Below are 19803 nucleotides of genomic sequence, written 5' to 3'. Positions count from 1 at the left end.
GGTCACAGGGACAAGCCTATGCAGCCTTACGCCGTCGCGCGAACACCCGCACGATCACGAGCGCGATTGCCCCGAAAATCGCCAGTACGACCAGCCAGGGCAGAGCAACTCCGAGGCCGATCAGCAGACCGCCGAGGGCGGCGACGAGGGCGGTCCAACCGGTGATAATGCCGGTCCAGAAATTGTCAGGGCCGCCGGCGGCCACGGTGCCTTCCGAAACCAATTCGAGCTGCACGGTCGAGTAATCGATCTGATCGGCGAGAAAGTCGCGCTGGGACTGCAGGCTTTCGAGCTCACCCTGCCGACTCGACAAAGCGCCTTCGATGCTGATCAGGTCGGTCGTGCTCGTCGCCGAGGCCATCAGTGCCAACAACCGGTCAACCGAGGTGGTCAGAGCCGTGATGCGGGCGTCGAGGTCCTGGCTCTGCTGTGTCACGTCCTGGGCGTTGAGCGAGACGAAGTTGAGCCGGCCGAGTTTCTTGAGCTCGGCCAGGGTGCGGTCGAGTTCGTCGGACGGAATACGCAGGGTGAGGGTGGCGCTCGCTGGCTGGACGTCGGTGCCCGGGTTTTCGCTGCGGCTGTCGACGCGTCCGCCGGCCTGTTCGGTGATCGTGACGGCGGATTCGCTCGCCGCGACCGGATCAGTGGCCGTGATCGACATGGACCCGGTGGTGATGACGTCCCGGTTAGACGTGTTCACGTCGCCCGTAGTGCCGGTGACGACGCTGCCGTAGGGGGCTTTGTCGACCGAAAAGTCCTGTTCCGGCGGGACCCCGCCGACGGCGCCTTCCGACGAGCCCGTGCTCCCAGACGAGTCCGTGCTCACCGAACCACTATTCGCCGTGCATCCCGCCAACACCACGGCGGTCAGCAGGACCGCGATCACACCCCAGGTTCGTCTCATGACTCACCGTACCGAGCGGGGTGGGGGCGCTGTCTGGGGGCAGTCTGGGAGTCGGATCACAATTGGGACTCGGCGCCTACCCCCGAAGTAAGGTCAGGGAGTCGGCGAGCAGCCCGACTGCACGTTCAACCCAACTGCACACACGATCAGGAGGACAACATGGGATTCGTAGACGATGCCAAGGATGCACTCGATGCCACCGGCAAAAAGATCGGCCGGGCGGTTGATGACGCCAAGGACCGCGTCGAAGACCGGGTCGACGAGGCCAAGGCTGACGTCAAGGTGAAGAAGGCCGAGGGCGAGGTCAAACACGCCGAGGCCGAGCGCAACGCCACCGAGGCCAAGAACGACTTCAAGGCCACGCTGCGCGACGATAATTAGCACATGACCCGGTGGGCGGAGCGGATGCGCCGAGCGCGTCGGTCCCGCCCACCGCTGTTGCACGTGGCAACGGATGCCGGTACCGGCCCGGTCGTCATTCTCGTGCACGGCATCGCGTCGTCCTCGATCACCTTCTACGAGGTGATCCCGCGGCTCACCCCGAATCATCGGGTGATCGCGGTGGACATTCTGGGCTTCGGGCAGTCGCCGGCACCGGACGGCTGCGAGTACCGGCTGGAGGATCATGTCGGGGCCCTGGCCGCGACCATCCGCTCCTTGAAACTGCGCGAGCCGTTCGTGCTGGTCGGCCACTCCCTCGGCAGCCTGATCAGCACCCGCTACGCCGCGATGCAGCGGCAGGGCCCGGGGGCGAGCGTCTGGCGGAGGCTGACCGGCAGCGGCACGGTGTCGCGCATGGTGCTGGTCGGGCCGCCGGTCTATGTGTCACCGAGCGATATCGGCGACCCACGAGTCAAAGCGCGAGTCAGCGCCTACCTGCGGGCCTATGATTTCCTGCGCGCCAACAAGGATTTCACGCTCGCCAACGCGGCGATCATGTCGCGCCTGCTGCCCAAGGGCATCTTTGAACTGACCGAGAAAACCTGGACGCCGTTCATCAAGTCGATGGAGCACTGCATCGAATCGCAGACCGTGGTGAGCGATATCGCGAGCCTCGAGGTGCCGGTCGACGTGATCTACGGCGCGTTGGACGCGTTCATCGCGCAGGGCAGCATGACCATCATTGAGCGGATGCGCCACGTCACCATGCACCGGGTCGAGGCCAACGACCACATCATCCGCCGGCGCCTGGCCCGGGTACTGGTGAACGTGATCGACAGCTGAGCTAGACGGCCGGGTAGGTCACCCCGGTGAGTTCCTCCGAGACCGACCAGAGGCGGCGGGCATCCGCTTCATCGAGGGAACGTTTGGGCAGCCTGGCGGGAGCCGGTGCGCCGGTGAGTTCACCGAACCCGCCAGGGCCGTAGTAACCGCCGCCAGCCGCCGCGGGATTCGTCGCCGCGTACAGGGCGGGAAGAATGCCTTGGTCGACCTGCTGCCACATCCAGCCGATGCGGTGTGAAGCTTCGTTGGCGGCGAGAAAGATGCGGGCCGAGGCCCCGTTGTGGGTGGGGCCGGAGATCTGCAGGTTCGTGACTGTTGCGCCCGGGTGCGCGGCGACGCTGCGCACGCCCCAGCTCCCGACGACGCTGCGCCGGTTGAGCTCGCGCGCGAACATGAGCGTGGCCAGTTTGGAGAGTCCGTAGGCGCGGTGCGCCCGGTAACGCAGACCCTGCAGGTCGGTGAAGTCGAGGCGGCCGCTGCGGGCGATGAGGCTCGACAGACTCACGACCCTGCTGGTGCCGGCCGCCCGCAGCAGCGGAAGCAGATGCGCGGTGAGCGCGAAGTGTCCGAGGTGGTTGGTGCCGAACTGCAGCTCGAAGCCGTCTTCGGTCTCGTCGCGCACCGGCGGCATCATGAGGCCAGCGTTGTTGAGCAGAATGTCGATCGGGCGGCCCTCGTTCCTGAGCTCCTCACCGAATCCGGCGATACTCGAGAGCGACGCCAGATCGAGATGACGAATGCTGACGCTCGCCTCCGGGGCCTGCTCGTTCAGGAGTTTGACGGCCGCGGCGCCCTTCTCCTCGTTGCGCACGGCGAGAATGACCTCGGCGCCGGCCCGGGCGAGGCGGCCGGTCAGGCCGAAGCCGAGGCCGCTGTTAGCGCCCGTGACGACGGGCAGCTTGCCGTGCAGGTCGGGAACCTGGATATCGGGAAGGGGTTTGCGCGTGCTGGCCGGCGCGGTCTTGGTCATGGTGCTCCCGAGTAGTGGTGGTAATTCAGCCAACCCGTTCGTGCCGGGGAAGTCACGCGGCGGTCGCGAGCCCGGGCAGATTCACAGGTGGCCGCCCTCGCGCAGCATTCCGGGGCAGGTGCATCTCGGGAAGCGACGAGGGGGCGTCCGTTCCCGGCCGCCTAACTTTGGGGCGGGTCGCCGATGCGCTCGAGGGCGTCGACGATGAGGGCCCAGAACTTCTCGTGGTTGAGGTCGACGGCCACCTGGGTGGTGCAGTCGGCCGGGGCCGGCGCACGAAAGTCGGCCACGGTCATGCCGAGCGTGAGGGTGCCGGCCAGTTCCACGTCGAGCGGAGCCTTGCGCACGGTGATGACACTCGGGTCGATCACGTAGGCGACCGCGCACGGGTCGTGCACCGGCGGGTAGTCGAAACCCTGGGTATCCTTGTAGGTTTCCGCGAAGAAGGCGAGCAGCTCGCCGACGAACCGGGCCGGCGCTGTGCCGACGGCGGCGATGCGGGTGACGATGTCGGGGGTGGCGAGGGCCTGGTGGGTGAGGTCGAGCCCGATCATGGTCAGCGGCCACGTCTCGTTGAACACGATGTGGGCAGCTTCGGGGTCGATGACGATGTTGAACTCGGCCGTGGCCGACCAGTTGCCCACGTGGTAGCCGCCACCCATGAGCACGACCTGCCTGATCCGCTCGACGATGCGCGGCTCCTTTCGGGCGGCGAGGGCGATGTTGGTCAGCGCCCCGGTCGGCACGAGGGTGATCTCGCCCGGCTCGTGCGCCATGATCGTGTCGATGATGAGGTCGACGGCGTGGCGCCCGTCGAGTTCGAGTGTCGGCTCGGGCAGAACGGGGCCGTCGAGGCCGGATTCGCCGTGAATCGTCGGCGCCGTCTCGATCTTCCGCACCAGGGGCCGCGGGCAGCCGGCAGCAAACGGGACCCCGGTGATGCCGGCGACCCGGGCGACGGACAGGGCGTTGCGAGTGACCTTGGCGAGGGTTTGGTTGCCCATCACGGTGGTTACGGCGACGAGGTCAATGTTCGGATTGCCGTGTGCGAGCAGCAGCGCGATCGCATCGTCATGGCCGGGGTCGCAGTCTAGGATGATTTTGGTGGGCACAACTCAGGGTACGTGGTCTTCCCCTTTCCGGGCCCGGGCCCGGAAACTGGGACCATGGTAGATCATGGGCCCAGTTGCCGAAGGTGGGCCCGGCGCGCGCGGGCAGCGGCAGCGACGCGAGCCGGCGCATCCGCTCGGGCATTTCTCATGGTCCGCCCATAGCCGCTCCGATAAGCTGGGCGCGCGGTTGTAGTTCACATCCGCCCCCGTACCGAGGAGCTTGTTCGTATGACTTTGATCGAGGAATTCCTCATGCCCGGCGGCGGCACGAGCATCAACACCCTGCCCAAGGTTTCGCTGCACGACCACCTCGACGGCGGTCTGCGTCCGCAGTCCATCATCGAGCTGGCCGACTCCATCGGATTCGTGCTTCCCACAACGGATGCCGACGCGCTCGGCGAATGGTTCTCCGACCAGTCCAATGCCGGCTCGCTCGTGGAATACCTGAAGACCTTCGACGTCACGACCGCTGTCATGCAGACCCGCGAGGGCCTGACCCGGGTCGCCCGCGAATTCGTCGAAGACCTCGCCGATGACGGCGTCATCTACGGAGAGATCCGCTGGGCTCCCGAGCAGCACCTGGCTCGCGGCCTCACCCTGAACGAGGTCGTCGAGGCCGTGCAGGACGGCATCGAAGCCGGCATTGAGAACGTCGAAGAGTCGGGCCGCAGCATTCGCATCGGCCAGCTCATCACCGCCATGCGCCACGCGAACCGCGGCCTCGAGATCGCCGAACTCGCCGTGCGCTACCGCTTCGACGGCGTCGTCGGCTTCGACATCGCCGGCGCCGAGGCCGGCTTCCCTGCCGGCAACCACCGCGCGGCCTTCGACCTGCTGGCCCGCGAATTCATGCCGGTCACCGTGCATGCCGGCGAGGCCGACGGGCTCGACAGCATCCGCGGCGCCCTGTTCGACGGCCGCGCCCTGCGCCTTGGCCACGGCGTGCGCCTCGCCGAAGACGTCACGATCGAACGTCAGGACGACGACAACACCTTCGTCACCCTCGGACCGGTGGCCCAATGGGTGCGCGACCGCGAGATCACCCTCGAGCTGAGCCCGTCCTCGAACCTGCAGACCGGAGCGGTCGCCGCCTGGGGCGAAGAACTCTTCGACCACCCTTTCGACCTGCTGTACCAGCTCGGCTTCAAGGTCACCGTCAACACCGACAACCGCCTGATGAGTGACACCACCCTGTCCCAGGAACTTGCCCTGCTCTCGGATGCCTTCGGCTACGACCTCGGCGACCTCGAGACTTTCCAGCTCAACGCTGCCCACGCGGCGTTCCTGCCGCTGGAAGACCGCGAAGAACTCGTCGAAGCCATCGAAGCGGGCTTCGGCGACGCCTAGCACTGCTCTGGGGGGCCGGCTGGCTCGCCCAGCACAACCCCCGCACAACCGAAAGTAACCATGCCACTCCCGCACCTCCCGCTTGACGCCATCACCATCGGCGCGCAGGTTGACGACTGGACCGCGGCCATCACGGCCGCCGGCGACGCGCTCGTACGTTCCGGCGCCGCGACATCCGCTTATACCGACCGCATGATCGCGGTGATTCGCGAATTCGGCGCTTACATCGTGATCGCGCCCGGCTTGGCCCTCGCGCATGCGCGGCCGGGAGCGGATGTTCTCACCGACGGACTCTGCGTGGTCACTCTGGCTGAGCCGGTCGCCTTCGGGCATCCGCACAACGACCCGGTCAGCGTGATCGTCGGCCTGGCCGTGGCCGGCGCCGACGACCACCTCCAGTTCGTCGCCGAACTCGCCAACGTGTTCAATGACCCGGCGGTGATTCCGGCGCTGGCCGGCGCGACCACCGCGGAATTCGTGCAGAGCGTCTTCTCGTGAAGATCGTCGTGATGTGCGGCGTCGGCCTCGGAACCTCGGCCATTCTCAAGGTCAACGCCGAGCGCGCGCTCGAACGGCTTGAGATCGAGGCGAGCGTACAGGCCACGGATGTCGCCGGCGTGCGTTCCGCCGCGGCCGACGCCCAGGTTATCCTGACCTCCTCGGAGCTTGTCGACGCGATCGGCAAAACCAACGCCGATGTGATCGTCATCAACAACTACTTCGACGTCGACGAACTCGTCGCCAAGCTCGACATCGCGCTGGGCTCCTAGCCCCGCCGCGTTCCGGGCCGCGTTTCTTTCCGGGCCCGGGCCCGGAAAGTGGGCCCATGATAGATCATGGGCCCAGGACCGTAAGGTGGGCCCGGCGAGCGGATGTCGCGGGATCGCGTCGCGCCGCAGCATCCGTTCGCCGCGCCGATCAGGCATCGCCGAGGCATCCACTCGGTCGAGTAGGTTCCAGTCATGACAGAATCCGACGACACCCTCCCGAAGGTCGGCGCGCCGACCGCGCGCGCCCTGGCCGCCGCCGGCATCCACTCCCTGTCCGATGTTCGGCGCACCGCGCACACAACTGAACGTCGACACTAGGCCCGCCGGCGAACACACCGAGCGGCACGCCGACGGCCTGGACGGCGACGCCTCGAGCAGTGGCCCGAGCGCCCGCGACGGGCTTATGCTCAGCGCATGAGCGACAGCGTGAAGCAGGGTGCACGGGCCGAACACCGCTGGCCGGCCGTACTGGGGTTGCTGGTAGCTCTCACGCTGTATGCCACCTTGCCGAGTACGTTCCTGCCCGGGCTGCGTTACACGGTCGTCGCGATCGGGCTCGCCATGCTGATCCCGCTCCTCGCCCTCAACCCGCACCGGCTGCATCGCGAAACCCGCTGGTCGAAATACCTCGCCACCGGCCAGGCGGTCTTGCTGGTCGCGGCCAACGAAGTCGCCCTCGTGCAACTCGTGATCCAGCTCACGTCGGGCGGTAAGGATGACGGGCCGACACTGCTGCTCGCTGCCCTGCAGGTGTGGGTCACCAACGTCATCGCCTTCGCGCTGGTCTACTGGGAACTCGACCGCGGCGGCCCGGTCTCGAGGCATCATGCCGACCGGGCCGACTTTCCGCCGGCTGATTTTCGCTTTCCCCAGGACGAAGACCACGACGCTATCGAGGAGGTCGCCGCCAGGTCGTCGCAGCGCACCGGTTGGGTCGCTTCGTTCTTCGACTATGTCTACTTTTCGTTGTCGAACTCCATGGCGTTTAGCCCGACCGACACGATGCCGCTCTCGCTCCGGGCTAAAGCGCTCATGGGGATCGAGTCGTTCGGCGGCTTCGTGCTGCTGGCCCTCGTCATCGCCCGGGCGGTCTCCCTGCTCGGCTAGCTCCCGCAGTGCCGGGCGGGCCGCAGCATCCGTTCGCCGAGCCGTGAATCTTGAGCGATTTCTCGCGCAAAATGGCCTCAAAGTCACGGCTCGGTGATTGAAACTCACGGCTCAGCGAAGCGGATGGCCGACCCGACCTGCCCAGATCCCGCCATCGACGCGAGCGGATGCCCGCACCTACTCGATTAGCGCGCGCATTCCGCGGTCGAGCTCGTCGAGGGCGGCCTGCGCCGCGGCACGGCGCTCGACCAGGGTGCCGACCGTGCTTCGGGTGTCGATATACACCTTGAGCTTGGGTTCGGTACCGCTCGGGCGCACCATGACGCGCGATCCGTCGGTCAAACGGATGCGCAACACGTCACTCGGCGGCAGGTCACCCAGCCCCCACCGAAAGTCGTCGATCTCGTCGACGCGAATGCGCCCGACATGGGTCGGCGGGGATTCCCGCAGGCGCGTCATGACCAGGGCGATCGTGGAGACTTCGGAGACCCGCACCGAGATCTGCCCCGAGGCGTAGTGTCCGAACTTCTCACTGAACCGGTCAAGGTAGCCGGCGAGGGTCGTCCCTTCCGACTTGAGGTCGCTGACCAGCGAGAGCAGGGCGACCGCTGCCGAGATGCCGTCCTTGTCGCGCACGCTGTCCGGGTTGACCAGGTAGCCGAGCGCCTCTTCGAAACCGTAGACCAGGCCCGGCACCCGCGACACCCATTTGAACCCGGTGAGGGTTTCGACGAATCGCAGGCCGTAGGCATCCGCTACCGCGTGCAGAGCCGGCGATGACACGATTGAGCAGGCGAGCGCGCCCGGGTTTGAGTCCTCAGCAGTGGCCAGGGCCGCGGCGCGCCAGCCCAGAATCGCTCCGACCTCGTTGCCGCTGAGCCGGCGATAACCGCTCGCGCTTGAGAGGTCGGGAATGGCGACGGCAAGCCGGTCGGCGTCGGGATCGTTGGCAATAATGAGCTCGGCGCTCACCTCACGCGCAGTCTCGTAGGCGAGGTCCATCGCGCCGGGCTCTTCAGGGTTCGGAAAGGCGACGGTGGGAAAGGCCGCGTCGGGCGCGATCTGCGCGTCAACCAGGGTCGGCAGGTCAAAACCGGATTTTTCGAGCACGCGGCGGGTGGTGTCCCAGCCGACGCCGTGCATGGCGGTGTACACCGCGTTCACCTGCGCCCGCGGTGTGTGGGCGATGCTGGCCGTTTCGGCGATGTAGGCCTGGACAACGGTTTCTTCGGCGGTCTCGTAGCTGGCGCGCGGCAGGTGCGGCACGTGCTCGTCGGCGGCGACGCGCAGAATCTCGTCCGAGATGGCCTTGTCGTCGGGGGAGACGATCTGCGCGCCATTGTTCACGCCGCCCAGATACACCTTGTAACCGTTGTCGTTCGGCGGGTTGTGCGAGGCCGTTACCATCACGCCGCAGCTTGCGTCGAGATGCCGCACGGCGAAGGCGAGCACGGGCGTGGGCAGCAGACGCGGCAAGAGGATGGCGCGCACCCCCGCGCCCGCCATCAGCGCCGCCGTGTCGGTCGCGAAGACGTGTGAGTTCTTGCGTCCGTCGTAGCCGATGACGACTGACGGGGTCACCCCGGGCGCAGCGTGTCGCAGCAGGTAAGTGGCCAGGCCAGCGGCGGCCTGCGAGACGAGCACGCGGTTCATGCGGTTCGGTCCGGCGGAAATCTCACCGCGCAGCCCGGCCGTGCCGAAGGCGAGCCGGGTATCGAACCGGGAATGCAGATTGGACAGCGCTGCGGTGTCGCCGTCTCCGACGGCATTGATGAGAGCGCGCAACTGTGCCTGCGTCTCCGGATCTGGGTCCTGGTTGAGCCAGGCCCGTGCGGCCTGCAACAGCGTCGCGGTGCGGTCTGTCGGGGTCTCCTGGGTCTCGTGGGCAACCGGCGCGGTCGCTAGGTCGTCGATCTCAGCGCCATCGTCGGTCGTGATGGTCTGAATGGCAACCGTCGCTTCCACGGTGTCATCGTCGTTGTCCGGCACAATGGTCTGAATTGCGACGGTCGGTTCTGAGCCGGCATCGTCGCTGTCCTGCACGATCGGGAGGGCGCGGGTGGGAGTCTCGGTCTCGTCGGCCGGGTCGGCGTCGGTGACGTGCGGGGAAGCCGGCGTGCCTGGCGGGGTGACTTCGGGAGTCGCATCCGCTGGCGGGCCGGAGTGACGACCGCCACTACGTTCGACCGGCTGCTCGACGTTGTCGCGATCCGGGCCGCTCACAGCGCTGCCACGATCCGCGCGAGGAGCGCACTGATCACAGGTTCGGCCAGAGCACCGGCCTCGATGACCTCGCCATGGCTGAGCGGGGTCGACTGAATGCCGGCGGCGAGGTTGGTAATGAGCGAAAGACCCAGCACTTCCATGCCGGCCTGCCGAGCGGCGATGGCCTCAAGCGCGGTCGACATTCCCACGATGTGGCCGCCGATCGCCTTGGCCATCTGTACCTCGGCGGGCGTCTCGTAGTGCGGCCCGCGAAACTGGCAGTACACGCCCTCGTCGATGGAAGGGTCGATGCCGCGCGCGATATTCCGCAGCCGCTTCGAGTACAAATCGGTCAGGTCAACGAAGTTCGCGCCCTCGATCGGCGAATCGAAGGTCAGGTTGATGTGGTCACTGATCAACACCGGAGTTCCCGGCTTCCACGATTCACGGATGCCGCCGGCCCCGTTGGTCAGGATCATCGTCGTCGCTCCGGTCGCCGCTGCCGTGCGCACACTGTGCACGACCCGGCGCACGCCGTGACCCTCGTAGTAGTGCGTGCGGGCGCCGATCACGAGCGCGCGCTTGCCGCCGGGCAGCAGAATCGAGCGCAGGGTGCCGGCGTGGCCGGCCAGCGCGGGGGCGCTGAACCCGGTGATGTCGGCGGCGGCCACGGTGTGCGTGGTCTCGCCGATGAGGTCGGCCGCCTTGGCCCAGCCGCTGCCGAGCGTCAGGGCGATGTCGTGCCGGGGCACTCCCGTGATGCCGGCGATCTCCGCTGCGGCCGACCGAGCTGCCTCAAACGGGTCAGTTTCGGGCAGGTCTAACGGGTTGATCTCGTTCGTAAACATTTCACTACTCTAGAACCCCCGCCAACCAGGCGGAGATTTTGCGCGAATTCTGCTCATCGGCGCGCCGAACCGGCACTCTGGCGACAATACGGCTCGAATTGGGCCGATTTGGCGGACGATCCGCGCGCCGCGAACATACCCGCGGTTTGGCGGGGGGTGCGCGGGCCACGAGAATGGAGTACATGGCCTATGAGTTCGAACGCAAACAACGCATCGCAGTATTAGGTGGAGGGCCCGGCGGATACGAAGCGGCCATCGCCGGAGCACAGCAGGGTGCCGATGTCACCCTCATCGAAAGCGTCGGTGTCGGCGGCTCCGCCGTGATAACGGATGTTGTCCCCTCCAAATCCCTCATCGCCACCGCCGAGGCGTCCAACTCCATCGGAGAAGCTACCGACCTCGGTGTGCAGTTCTTCGTGCGCGGCGAAACCGGCAAGCCCACGCGCCCCGAAGTCGCCATCAACCTGGCCGCAGTGAACAAGCGCCTCCTCGCGCTGGCGCGCCAGCAGTCCGAAGATATGAAGGCCACGCTCATTCGCGCCGGTGTGCGCTACGTGCAGGGCCATGGACGGCTCGACGGCACCACCGGCATCATCGTCGCCACCTCCGGCGACTCGACCGCGACCGACTTCGACCGCATCGACGCCGACACCCTCGTCGTCTCCGTGGGGGCCAGCCCGCGCGTGCTGTCCTCCGCACTTCCCGACGGCGAGCACATTCTCACCTGGACCCAGCTCTACAACCTCAAGGCGATCCCCGAACACCTCATCGTCGTCGGCTCCGGCGTTACCGGCGCCGAATTCGCCTCCGCCTACCGCGCCCTCGGCGCGAAGGTCACCCTCATCTCCAGCCGCGACCAGGTCCTGCCCGGGGAAGACGCCGATGCCGCCAACGTGATTGAGAACGTGTTCAAGCGCAACGGTATGATCGTGCTCTCCAAGTCGCGCGCCGGCTCGGTCAAGCGCACCAAGACCGGTGTCGTCGCTACCCTCGAAGACGGACGCACGGTCGAAGGCAGCCACTGCCTCATTGCCGTCGGGTCGATTCCGAACACCGCGAATATCGGCCTCGAGCAGGCCGGCGTGCAGATCACCGAGTCCGGGCACATCCAGACCAACCGGGTCGCCCGCACCTCCATTCCGAACATCTACGCGGCCGGGGACTGCACGACCGAGCTCCCGCTGGCATCCGTTGCCTCGATGATGGGCCGCACCGCGGTGTTCCACGCCATGGGCGACACCGTCAACCCGATCGAGATTCGCAACGTCGCCGCGAACATCTTCACGCAGCCTGAAATCGCGACGGTCGGCTACACCCAGAAGCAGATCGAAGACGGACTCGCCCAGGGCGATATCTACAAGTTGCCGCTTGCCGTGAACCCGAGGGCCAAAATGATGGGAATCAAGGACGGTTTCGTCAAGATCTTCGCCCGCATCGGCAGCGGAACCGTCATCGGTGGCGTTATCGTCGCCCCCAAGGCGAGCGAGCTCATCTTCCCGCTGGCTCTCGCGGTCGAGCACCGGCTCACGGTCGACGAGGTCGCTCGCACGTTCCCGGTCTACCCCTCGCTCACCGGTTCCATAACGGATGCCGCGCGCGCCATGCACGTCGTCCGGTAGCCCCTAAATCCCCGCGCAGTTCTCGGGGTAGCCCGCGTTCTCGACGCCCGGCCCCCGCGGCGGCTCACATGTGTTTGTCCTACGTGAGGTATCTGTGGGACTGGGCGGGGGCAAGGTATCCGCGGGGTGACGGGTTATGCCGGTTTTCAGGAAGGGGTCCGAATGCTTTTCTCGGATGCCTTCCTGAAAACCGGCATTGTTTGAGCTGAGGAGCGGTTGCCTTGTCCCCAACCCCGCCGGCAAAATCAGTCGCAAGTCTGGTGAGCTGCCAGCCAATCGACGGGTGTCGAGCGGGCTACGCGGCGTCGGTGACCGTGAGGAGGACGCTGCCGGAGGAAACTGTCGTGCCGACGACGGCGGCCAGGTTACCCACGGTGCCGTCGCGGTGGGCGACGAGCGGCTGCTCCATTTTCATGGCCTCGAGCACGAGCAGCAGGTCGCCCTTGACGACAATGTCGCCCTCGGCAACCAGCAGCTTGACGATCGTCGCCTGCATCGGCGCCTTGACGGCGTCTCCGGTGGCGGTATCGACCGAGTTCAGGCCGCCGCGACGCTTGGGGGCCGGGCCCACCGAGCGCGCGCTCGCGCCGCCGGGCAGCAGTCGGGTGGGCAGGGTCACCTCGATGCGGCGTCCCTCCACTTCCACGACGATGCTATGGCGTTTCTGCGGTCCCACGGCGTCTTCCATGCTGCCGGTCCACGGTTCGATGTCGTTGTCGAACTCGGTCTCGATCCAGCGGGTGAAGACGCTGAAGGGCTTGCCGTCGGTCGGAGCGAAGGCCGGGTCGCGCACGACCTTGCGGTGAAAGGGCAGCACGGTCGGCAGCCCGGCGACCTCGAACTCGTCGAGGGCGCGGCGCGAACGCTCCAGGGCTTCTTCGCGAGTCGCGCCGGTGACGATGAGCTTGGCGATCAGGGAATCGAAGGATCCGCTGATCACATCGCCCGACTGCACGCCGGTGTCGACGCGCACGCCGGGGCCGCCGGACGGCTTGAACACGTGCACCGGGCCGGGCGCGGGCAGAAAACCGCGGCCGGGATCCTCTCCGTTGATGCGGAATTCAAACGAGTGAGCGGATGCGACGGGGTCGCCATAGGTAAGCTCGCCGCCCTCAGCGAGGCGGAACTGTTCGCGCACGAGGTCGATGCCGGTGACCTCTTCGGAGACGGTGTGTTCGACCTGCAGGCGGGTGTTGACCTCGAGGAACGAGACGGTGCCGTCCTGGCCGATGAGAAACTCGCAGGTGCCAGCGCCGAGGTAGCCGACCTCTTTGAGGATGGCCTTGGACGCACGATACATCTCGGTCGTCTGTGCTTCGGTGAGGAAGGGCGCCGGCGCCTCTTCGACGAGCTTCTGATGCCGGCGCTGCAGCGAGCAGTCGCGGGTCGACACGACGACGACGTTGCCGTACTGGTCGGCCAGGCACTGCGTTTCGACGTGGCGGGGGGAGTCGAGGTACTTCTCGACGAAGCATTCGCCTCGACCGAAAGCCGTGATGGCCTCGCGGGTGGCGGAGTCGAACATCTCGGCGACCTCCTCGCGGGTGCGGGCGACCTTGAGGCCGCGGCCGCCGCCACCGAAGGCGGCCTTGATCGCGACGGGCAGACCGTGCACGTCGACGAAGGCGAGTACCTCGGCGGCGTCGGTGCAGGGGTTCAGGGTGCCGGGCGCCATCGGCGCGTTGACCTTTTCGGCGATCTTGCGGGCGGAAACCTTGTCGCCGAGCTGCTCGATCGCCTCGGGCGACGGCCCGATCCAGATCAGTCCGGCGCCGATCACGGCGCGAGCGAAGTCAGCGTTCTCGGCCAGAAAGCCGTAGCCGGGGTGCACGGCGTCAGCGCCGCTCCGGCGGGCGATCGACAGAATCTTGTCGATGACCAGGTAAGTTTCAGCGCCGCTGGTGCCGTCGAGACCGTACGCCTCGTCGGCGAGACGGGCGTGCAGGGAGTCGCGATCCTGGTCGGCGTAGACGGCAACAGAGAGAATTCCACTGTCCTTCGCGGCACGGATGACCCGAACGGCGATCTCGCCTCGGTTGGCGATGAGGACCTTCGTTATGAGTGACACAATCACTTAGCCTATTGGGCCGTACCGCATCCATTTTGGTTCTCTCCCACAAAAAGACCGGCCAGATTCTTGCGGATGCCTACAATTACAGCGCTCCGGGGCGATTCCACAGGGTCGGCCACTCGTGCCCGAGGCCGCGCACCAGCCGTCGAAGCGTCGGCAGCGACAGTCCCACCACGGTGGACGGGTCGCCGACAATGCTCGTAATAAAGGGAGCGCCGAGGCTGTCGATCGTGAACGCTCCCGCCACATAGAGCGGTTCGCCGGTCGCGATATAGGCGTCGAGCTCGGCATCGTCGAGGTCGTCGGCGAAGGTCACGTCGGCCACCGCAACCGCACCGACCGCGTCGCTCGGCACTCCGGCTGTCAGCTCGATCAGCCAATGCCCCGAGTAGAGCGTTCCGGTGCGCCCGCGCTGGCGCTCCCAGCGTTCTCGAGCCGCTTCGGAGGTATGCGGCTTGCCGTAGATGACCTCGTCCAGCACGAACACCGAATCGCCGCCCAGTAGCAGCCCGTTCAACGGCTCCGCTAGCAGAACGGATGCTGCCGCCTCAGCTTTCGCCCGCGCCAGCAGCAGCACGAGATCCCGCGGCGCGAGCGCGGCTCCGGCGGCAGCCTCGGTCTCGGCGACGACTCGTGCTTCGTCGACGTCAGGGTTGATCAGTACCGGTTCGATGCCGGCCGCCCGGAGCAGGGCCAGCCGGGCCGGAGAGGTGGAGGCCAGATAGAGGCGCATGCTTGTCCTTCGCAGTTTCGGTGACTCCATTCAATCAGGCTCGATCGAGCACGAGAGGAAGGGGGGTGTGGGATCATCAAGGAATGAGCAATTCGAGTCACCAGCCCCAGGCCGCCGCCAGCCCCCCCTCTGAAACGGTCGGCAGCGAGCTCGAGCTTGACATCACCAACGTCGCGCACGGCGGAATCTTCATCGCCCGCCATGAGGGTCGCGTCATTTTCGTCAGCGACACCCTGCCCGGTGAACGGGTGCGCGCGCGCCTTACCGAGGCCAACCACAAGAGCTTCTGGCGGGCTGAGACGGTCGCCGTGCTCGACGCCGCCCCGGAACGTCAGCCGCACATCTGGAGCGCAGCATCCGTTGATCGCGCTCCCGAAGACCGCGCGGGCGGTGCCGAATTCGGGCACATTGAGCTCGGATTTCAGCGCGAACTCAAACGCCAGGTGCTCGCCGACGCGCTCCAGCGCATGGCCGGGATCGACAGCGACGTGGTCGTCGAACCGGTCGCGGTCAGCGCCAAGGCCAGCCCCGGCGACGCGATGGACGGCACCGGATGGCGCACCCGGGTGAGCCTGCACGTGGCCGCCGACGGCACCATCGGCCCGTACGCTGCCCGCAGCCACCGCGTGATCCCGGTCGACGATCTGCCGCTCGCCGAACACGAACTCGAGCTGCGCGCCCCGCTCGACACCCTGTTTCACAACGCCGCGAAGGTTGACCTGGTCGCGCCGAGCAAGGGCGATGTGCAGGTGCTCGTCTCGGCCAAGGATTCCAACGGCAAGCCCAAGCGGGTGCCGCACGGTCTGATTCACGAGGTTGTCGACGGCCGAGAGTTTGAACTCGACCGGTCCGGATTCTGGCAGGTGCATTCCATGGCCGCCGACACGCTGTACCACGCGGTGCAGAACATCATCGACCCCGATCAGTTCGACCCGCGCGCCTCCAACCTCGACCTCTACGGCGGTGTCGGCCTGCTCGCCGCGGCCGTCGGCGACAAGTTCGGCGCGTCGACCCGCATCACCTCGGTCGAAAGCGACCCGGAAGCGGTCGCCTTCGCCGCCCGCAACCTCAAGGAATGGGCGGGCGCCACCGCCGAAGCCGACCGCGTCGACCGCTATCTGCAGCGTCTGCTACGCGAGGCGGATGCCGCGGAGCGCGCCCGCCTCGCCGCCGCCACCGTCGTGCTCGACCCGCCGCGCTCCGGCGCCGGCACCGCCGTCGTCGATCAGCTGGTGGCCCTGGCCCCCCGGCAAATCGTCTACGTGGCCTGCGACCCGGTGGCCCTGGCCCGCGACGTTGCGCTGTTCCAGAAGCAGGGATACCAGCTGCGCACACTCCGAGCCTTCGACCTGTTCCCCAATACCCATCACGTCGAGGCCGTCGCACTGCTCAGCAAATAGCTATCCTTAAGACGAGCCAACGAGAAGGACAGCGACACCGTGAGTCACGCACTACCTGATCCCATCCCAAGCACCCCCGAGCAGTCCGTTCGCGTCGGTATCGTCGACGACCACGAATCGGTGCGACTGGGCCTGCAGGCCGCTTGCGAAAACTCCGGCTACGAGGTGCTGTTCGCCGCCGCGACCGCTCAGGCCCTTGTGGATGGCCTCGCCGGACGAGCGTGCGACGTGATCGTGCTCGACCTCTCGCTCGGCGACCGTTCGCTCGTGACCGACAATGTGCACCTCGTCGCGAGCACCGGCTCGGCCGTGCTCGTGCACAGCATCGCCGACCGGGTTGCCTCGGTGCGTGAGGCACTCGCCGCCGGCGCCGCCGGAGTCATCCCCAAGTCCTCGCCGACCACCACGGTCATGGCCGCCGTGGCATCCGTTGCCCGGGGCGACGTGCTCAACAACCTCGAGTGGGCCACCGCGATCGACGCCGACCGCGACTTCGCCAAGGCTCAGCTCGGTCGCCGTGAACGTGACGTTCTGCACCTGTACGCCTCGGGCCTGCCACTGAAGATGGTTGCCCTGCAGCTCGGCATCGCGCACTCCACGGCGCGGGAATACCTGGACCGAATCCGGGTGAAGTACGTCGAGGTCGGCCGCCCAGCGCCGACCAAGGTCGACCTGCTACGCCGCGCCGTCGAAGACGGAATCCTGCCAGGACTCGACGCCTCCGACGGTGACCGCGGTGTCTAAACGGGCCGCCCGCCCGGGCGCCCTGGTGTCAACCGATACGGCCGCGTTCGGCGCGGTCAATCCGGCCGACTTCCAGGACGACTTGTTCGGACGGCCCCGGCACCCGCGCAATCCGATCAGTCACGCCCAGATCGAGATCGCCCTGTCCCGTTCGGTGGCCGGTGTCGCGGTGGTCTTCGCTCTCCAGACGCTGCCGCTTATGCTCGGACAGCTGGAAAGTCGCAAGCCCGGTTCCGCCGTGCCCATCGGGATCGCCCTGGGCCTGTCAATTCTGGTGTTCGTGGTCGCAACGCTGGTTCGGCGCGGCATCCGCACTACGGCCGGCATTATCGCGGCCTTCTACCTCATCGCCCTCATCGTCTGGCCGCTCGTGATGCGCGACCCCACGGTCGTTCTCGACAGCAAACCGTGGCTCTGGTACTTGTGCACCGTCGCGACCTCGTGCGCGGCGATCGCGTTTCCGCTGCTCTGGGCCATCATTTACACAGTCGTCACGCCCGTAGTCTTTGGACTCGTGCGGGTGTTGCCCTCCGGCGGTGAGGCCGAAAACCTGCTCGCCGCCCTCGACACCTGCTACGCCATGCTGCTCGGCGGTGTCGTGCTCATCATCATCTACGTGCTCCGCGACGCGACCGACAAGGTCGACACCGCCCAGTCCAATGCCTTGGCAAAATACGCCGTGGCGGTGCGCCACCACGCGACCGAGGTGGAACGCGTCGAGGTCGACTCGATCGTGCACGACAGCGTTCTCGCGACTCTGCTCTCGGCCGCCGGTGTGCGCAATGCCAAGGGAGCCGAGCTGGCCGCGGCGATGGCTCGCAGCGCCATCATCCGCTTGCAGGAGGCCAATGGCGAACGAACCCTCGACGATGCGACGACCGACGTGAGCCGTCTGGTCGACCGCCTTCGTGGCGCCGCCTTGAACACCGGCGCTTTCACCGTCGCCGAGCGGGGGGTCGACGGCCTGAGCATTCCGGAGTTCGTCGCGGAGGCCCTGTACGCGGCGAGCGTGCAAGCCATGGTCAATAGCGTGCAGCACGCCGGCCCAGCGCAAATGCGCAGCCTGACGATCTGCGGCAACGGTCAAAGCGGATGCCGCATCGAGATCAGCGACACCGGCTGCGGCTTTGATCCGACCAGCGTGGCCAGTGCCCGGCTCGGCGTGCGAGTCTCTATTCGCGACCGGATCGCCAGCGTGGGTGGCGTCGCCGTGGTGAACTCAAGCCCCGGCCAGGGCACGACCGTGGTCATCAGCTGGCCGCGGGTTGAAGTCTCCGCCGACAGCGAAACGGTTGGGGGCAGCGACGCGGGGCTTCGCGTGGCGCCCGCATCGGTCGAGTATGCCGTCACCAGTCTCGACGCCGACCAGGCGGGTGATCGCTGATGACCAGCGTTGTCGTGGTGTCGCGCACGCTCACCCTCGTCGTAGCGGCTCTGTTCTCGGGCTATCACGTGATTCTCGGGCTGTATTCGATCCAAGAGCCGGCGTCGTCGGTGCCGATCCTGGTCGCCATGGGCCTGTATGTGGGGGCGACAATGGCGAGCCTGTGGCCGAGCAGCCCGATGCGCATGTCGTTGCCATTGGCGCTGTTCAACGTCGCGGTCAGCGCGGCACTCCCACTGATCGTGGGCAGCCAGCTCGATGGCTCTTCGGGTAATCTCGGCTACGCCACCTGGTACGTCGCCGCCATCGGCACGCTGATGACCATCACTGCCACCCGCAAGCGTCCCCAACTGGCCCTGCTGGGTGTGGCCGTGCTCGTCATCCACAGTGTGATCTGGGCCGGAGTCGGCGAACTCGGGGGACTGGGCGTCATCGGAAGCGTGGTCTGGGTGGTCGCAGCCGCGGTGCTCTCCCGTGCCCTGGTCAAGGCCAGCCGGGACGCCCGCCAGTATGCCCGAGCCGAGCGCGAGGCGAGCGGATGGCACGCAGCCCAGGAGGCTCACCTCTACGAGCGCCAGGTGCGTCTCACTCAGACCATGCGCCTTGCCATGCCGATGCTGCGACGCATCAGCGAGGGCAACGGTGAGCTGACCGCAGAGGAACAGCAGGAATGCCGGTTTCTCGAAGCGGCCATTCGCGATGAGATCCGCGGCCGCCGCCTGCTCAACCACGCGGTGCGGGAACAGGTCATGGCTGCCCGGCGTCGCGGAGCCAGCGTCACGCTCCTCGACGAGGGCGGTATCGACGATCTGGGCGGTGTGGCCCTCGACGACGTGCTGGGCACCCTCGCCCTCGCCCTCGAGCAGACCAGCGCCGACAAGATCATTGTGCGTACCGCGGCCGACAGCGCGACCGTCGCGGTGACCGTGGTGGGGCTGTCGAGCCCCGACCCGGCGGTGAGTGCCCTCGGGCCGGACTCTGCGGGTGACGATGAGGTCAACCTGTGGCTGGAAATCCCCCGTCAGATCACGCCCTAATCACCCTGCTCCCTGTTCGGGCCCCTGGGTAAGCGAAAGGGGACCAGCCGAAGCTGGTCCCCTGCCGTTTATTCGAGAAAGGACGACAACCCGAATGCCATCCGTTCTCGCCCCCAACACATTCGCTCGCTTACCCTAGTCAGCGAATGATTGGTGGTGAAACTCCAGGAGTTCCACCGAGCAATCCCAGTATGCACTATTCTTCAAATTCCCGCTGTCGGCATTTAGGAGGACAGACGCGAGGTTGGTTCCACCCCCGTCTGGGCCCACCTTGTGAACCAGGGCCCAGTTTCTAAACTGGGCCCGTGGACGGGGCCCGGGCCCCGTC

Annotated in this window: 19 protein-coding genes; 12 read left to right on the top strand and 7 right to left on the bottom strand. The window is 66.8% G+C overall.

What is annotated here, in order from left to right:
• Positions 1–16: 16 nt before the first annotated feature.
• Positions 17–904, bottom strand: coding sequence for a DUF4349 domain-containing protein (locus tag E3T31_RS15520; protein ID WP_134470041.1), 888 nt, complete (start codon positions 902–904; stop codon positions 17–19).
• Positions 905–1063: 159 nt separating this feature from the next.
• Here E3T31_RS15520 and E3T31_RS15515 point away from each other — a divergent pair, with 159 nt between their 5' ends.
• Both E3T31_RS15515 and E3T31_RS15510 read left to right on the top strand, forming a co-directional pair.
• On the top strand, positions 1064–1285 hold the full coding sequence (locus E3T31_RS15515) for a hypothetical protein (RefSeq protein WP_134470039.1): 222 nt from the start codon (positions 1064–1066) through the stop codon (positions 1283–1285).
• A 3-nt stretch (positions 1286–1288) separates the two neighbouring features.
• Positions 1289–2128 carry an alpha/beta fold hydrolase gene (locus tag E3T31_RS15510; protein WP_134470038.1) on the top strand — a complete coding sequence of 280 codons (840 nt, stop codon included), beginning with the start codon at positions 1289–1291 and terminating at the stop codon, positions 2126–2128.
• 1 nt (position 2129) lies between these two features.
• Here the strand turns inward: E3T31_RS15510 and E3T31_RS15505 are convergent, their stop codons facing one another.
• Together E3T31_RS15505 and E3T31_RS15500 are read right to left on the bottom strand one after the other, a co-directional pair.
• Positions 2130–3098, bottom strand: a complete 969-nt coding sequence (locus E3T31_RS15505; protein WP_134470036.1) for an SDR family oxidoreductase — start codon at positions 3096–3098, stop codon at positions 2130–2132.
• Between the two features lie 161 nt (positions 3099–3259).
• Complete coding sequence (locus tag E3T31_RS15500) at positions 3260–4210, bottom strand: nucleoside hydrolase (RefSeq protein ID WP_134470034.1); 951 nt, start codon at positions 4208–4210, stop codon at positions 3260–3262.
• A gap of 228 nt (positions 4211–4438) precedes the next feature.
• Between E3T31_RS15500 and E3T31_RS15495 the strand changes: the two genes are divergently transcribed.
• The 5 genes from E3T31_RS15495 to E3T31_RS15480 all read left to right on the top strand — a co-directional run bounded on the left by E3T31_RS15495 (position 4439) and on the right by E3T31_RS15480 (position 7434).
• Positions 4439–5557 (top strand): adenosine deaminase, encoded by a 1119-nt coding sequence (locus E3T31_RS15495; protein ID WP_134470032.1) that lies wholly within the window; start codon positions 4439–4441, stop codon positions 5555–5557.
• Positions 5558–5617: 60 nt separating this feature from the next.
• The gene (locus tag E3T31_RS15490; RefSeq protein ID WP_134470030.1) at positions 5618–6055 is read left to right on the top strand and encodes a PTS sugar transporter subunit IIA; all 438 of its coding nucleotides are present in this window, start codon (positions 5618–5620) and stop codon (positions 6053–6055) included.
• Complete coding sequence (locus E3T31_RS15485) at positions 6052–6327, top strand: PTS sugar transporter subunit IIB (RefSeq protein WP_134443752.1); 276 nt, start codon at positions 6052–6054, stop codon at positions 6325–6327. Before E3T31_RS15490 ends, E3T31_RS15485 begins: the two co-directional genes overlap by 4 nt.
• Positions 6328–6519: 192 nt before the next feature.
• Positions 6520–6645, top strand: coding sequence for a hypothetical protein (locus E3T31_RS18515; RefSeq protein WP_255454065.1), 126 nt, complete (start codon positions 6520–6522; stop codon positions 6643–6645).
• 96 nt (positions 6646–6741) lie between these two features.
• Positions 6742–7434 carry a DUF1345 domain-containing protein gene (locus tag E3T31_RS15480; protein WP_134443751.1) on the top strand — a complete coding sequence of 231 codons (693 nt, stop codon included), beginning with the start codon at positions 6742–6744 and terminating at the stop codon, positions 7432–7434.
• 177 nt (positions 7435–7611) lie between these two features.
• Here the strand turns inward: E3T31_RS15480 and E3T31_RS15475 are convergent, their stop codons facing one another.
• Together E3T31_RS15475 and E3T31_RS15470 are read right to left on the bottom strand one after the other, a co-directional pair.
• On the bottom strand, positions 7612–9279 hold the full coding sequence (locus E3T31_RS15475) for a phospho-sugar mutase (RefSeq protein WP_134470169.1): 1668 nt from the start codon (positions 9277–9279) through the stop codon (positions 7612–7614).
• A gap of 374 nt (positions 9280–9653) precedes the next feature.
• Positions 9654–10487 (bottom strand): purine-nucleoside phosphorylase, encoded by an 834-nt coding sequence (locus E3T31_RS15470; RefSeq protein ID WP_134470028.1) that lies wholly within the window; start codon positions 10485–10487, stop codon positions 9654–9656.
• Between the two features lie 182 nt (positions 10488–10669).
• Between E3T31_RS15470 and E3T31_RS15465 the strand changes: the two genes are divergently transcribed.
• Positions 10670–12106, top strand: a complete 1437-nt coding sequence (locus E3T31_RS15465; RefSeq protein WP_134470026.1) for an NAD(P)H-quinone dehydrogenase — start codon at positions 10670–10672, stop codon at positions 12104–12106.
• 295 nt (positions 12107–12401) lie between these two features.
• Here E3T31_RS15465 and E3T31_RS15460 read toward each other — a convergent pair whose 3' ends face one another.
• Positions 12402–14174, bottom strand: a complete 1773-nt coding sequence (locus E3T31_RS15460) for a biotin carboxylase N-terminal domain-containing protein (protein ID WP_134470016.1) — start codon at positions 14172–14174, stop codon at positions 12402–12404.
• Between the two features lie 85 nt (positions 14175–14259).
• Entirely contained in the window at positions 14260–14910 is a 651-nt protein-coding gene (locus tag E3T31_RS15455) for a nucleoside triphosphate pyrophosphatase (RefSeq protein ID WP_134470014.1), read from the bottom strand.
• Positions 14911–14993: 83 nt separating this feature from the next.
• Here E3T31_RS15455 and E3T31_RS15450 point away from each other — a divergent pair, with 83 nt between their 5' ends.
• From E3T31_RS15450 to E3T31_RS15435, 4 genes are read left to right on the top strand one after another with little or no spacing between them, the layout of a single operon-like run.
• A complete protein-coding gene (locus tag E3T31_RS15450; RefSeq protein WP_134470012.1) occupies positions 14994–16310 on the top strand; it encodes a class I SAM-dependent RNA methyltransferase in 1317 nt (438 codons plus the stop codon).
• Between the two features lie 39 nt (positions 16311–16349).
• Positions 16350–17054: a response regulator transcription factor gene (locus E3T31_RS15445; RefSeq protein ID WP_134470010.1), complete on the top strand. Its 705-nt coding sequence runs from the start codon at positions 16350–16352 to the stop codon at positions 17052–17054.
• Positions 17047–18438 (top strand): sensor histidine kinase, encoded by a 1392-nt coding sequence (locus E3T31_RS15440; protein ID WP_134470008.1) that lies wholly within the window; start codon positions 17047–17049, stop codon positions 18436–18438. The genes E3T31_RS15445 and E3T31_RS15440 overlap by 8 nt, the downstream gene beginning before the upstream one ends.
• Positions 18438–19475, top strand: coding sequence for a hypothetical protein (locus E3T31_RS15435; RefSeq protein ID WP_134470006.1), 1038 nt, complete (start codon positions 18438–18440; stop codon positions 19473–19475). Before E3T31_RS15440 ends, E3T31_RS15435 begins: the two co-directional genes overlap by 1 nt.
• Positions 19476–19803 lie beyond the last annotated feature (328 nt).

Source organism: Cryobacterium sp. TMS1-13-1, assembly GCF_004403125.1.
Lineage (GTDB): Bacteria > Actinomycetota > Actinomycetes > Actinomycetales > Microbacteriaceae > Cryobacterium > Cryobacterium levicorallinum.
Note: the sequence above shows the minus strand (reverse complement) of the source record. Positions and strands in the feature narration are given on the sequence as shown.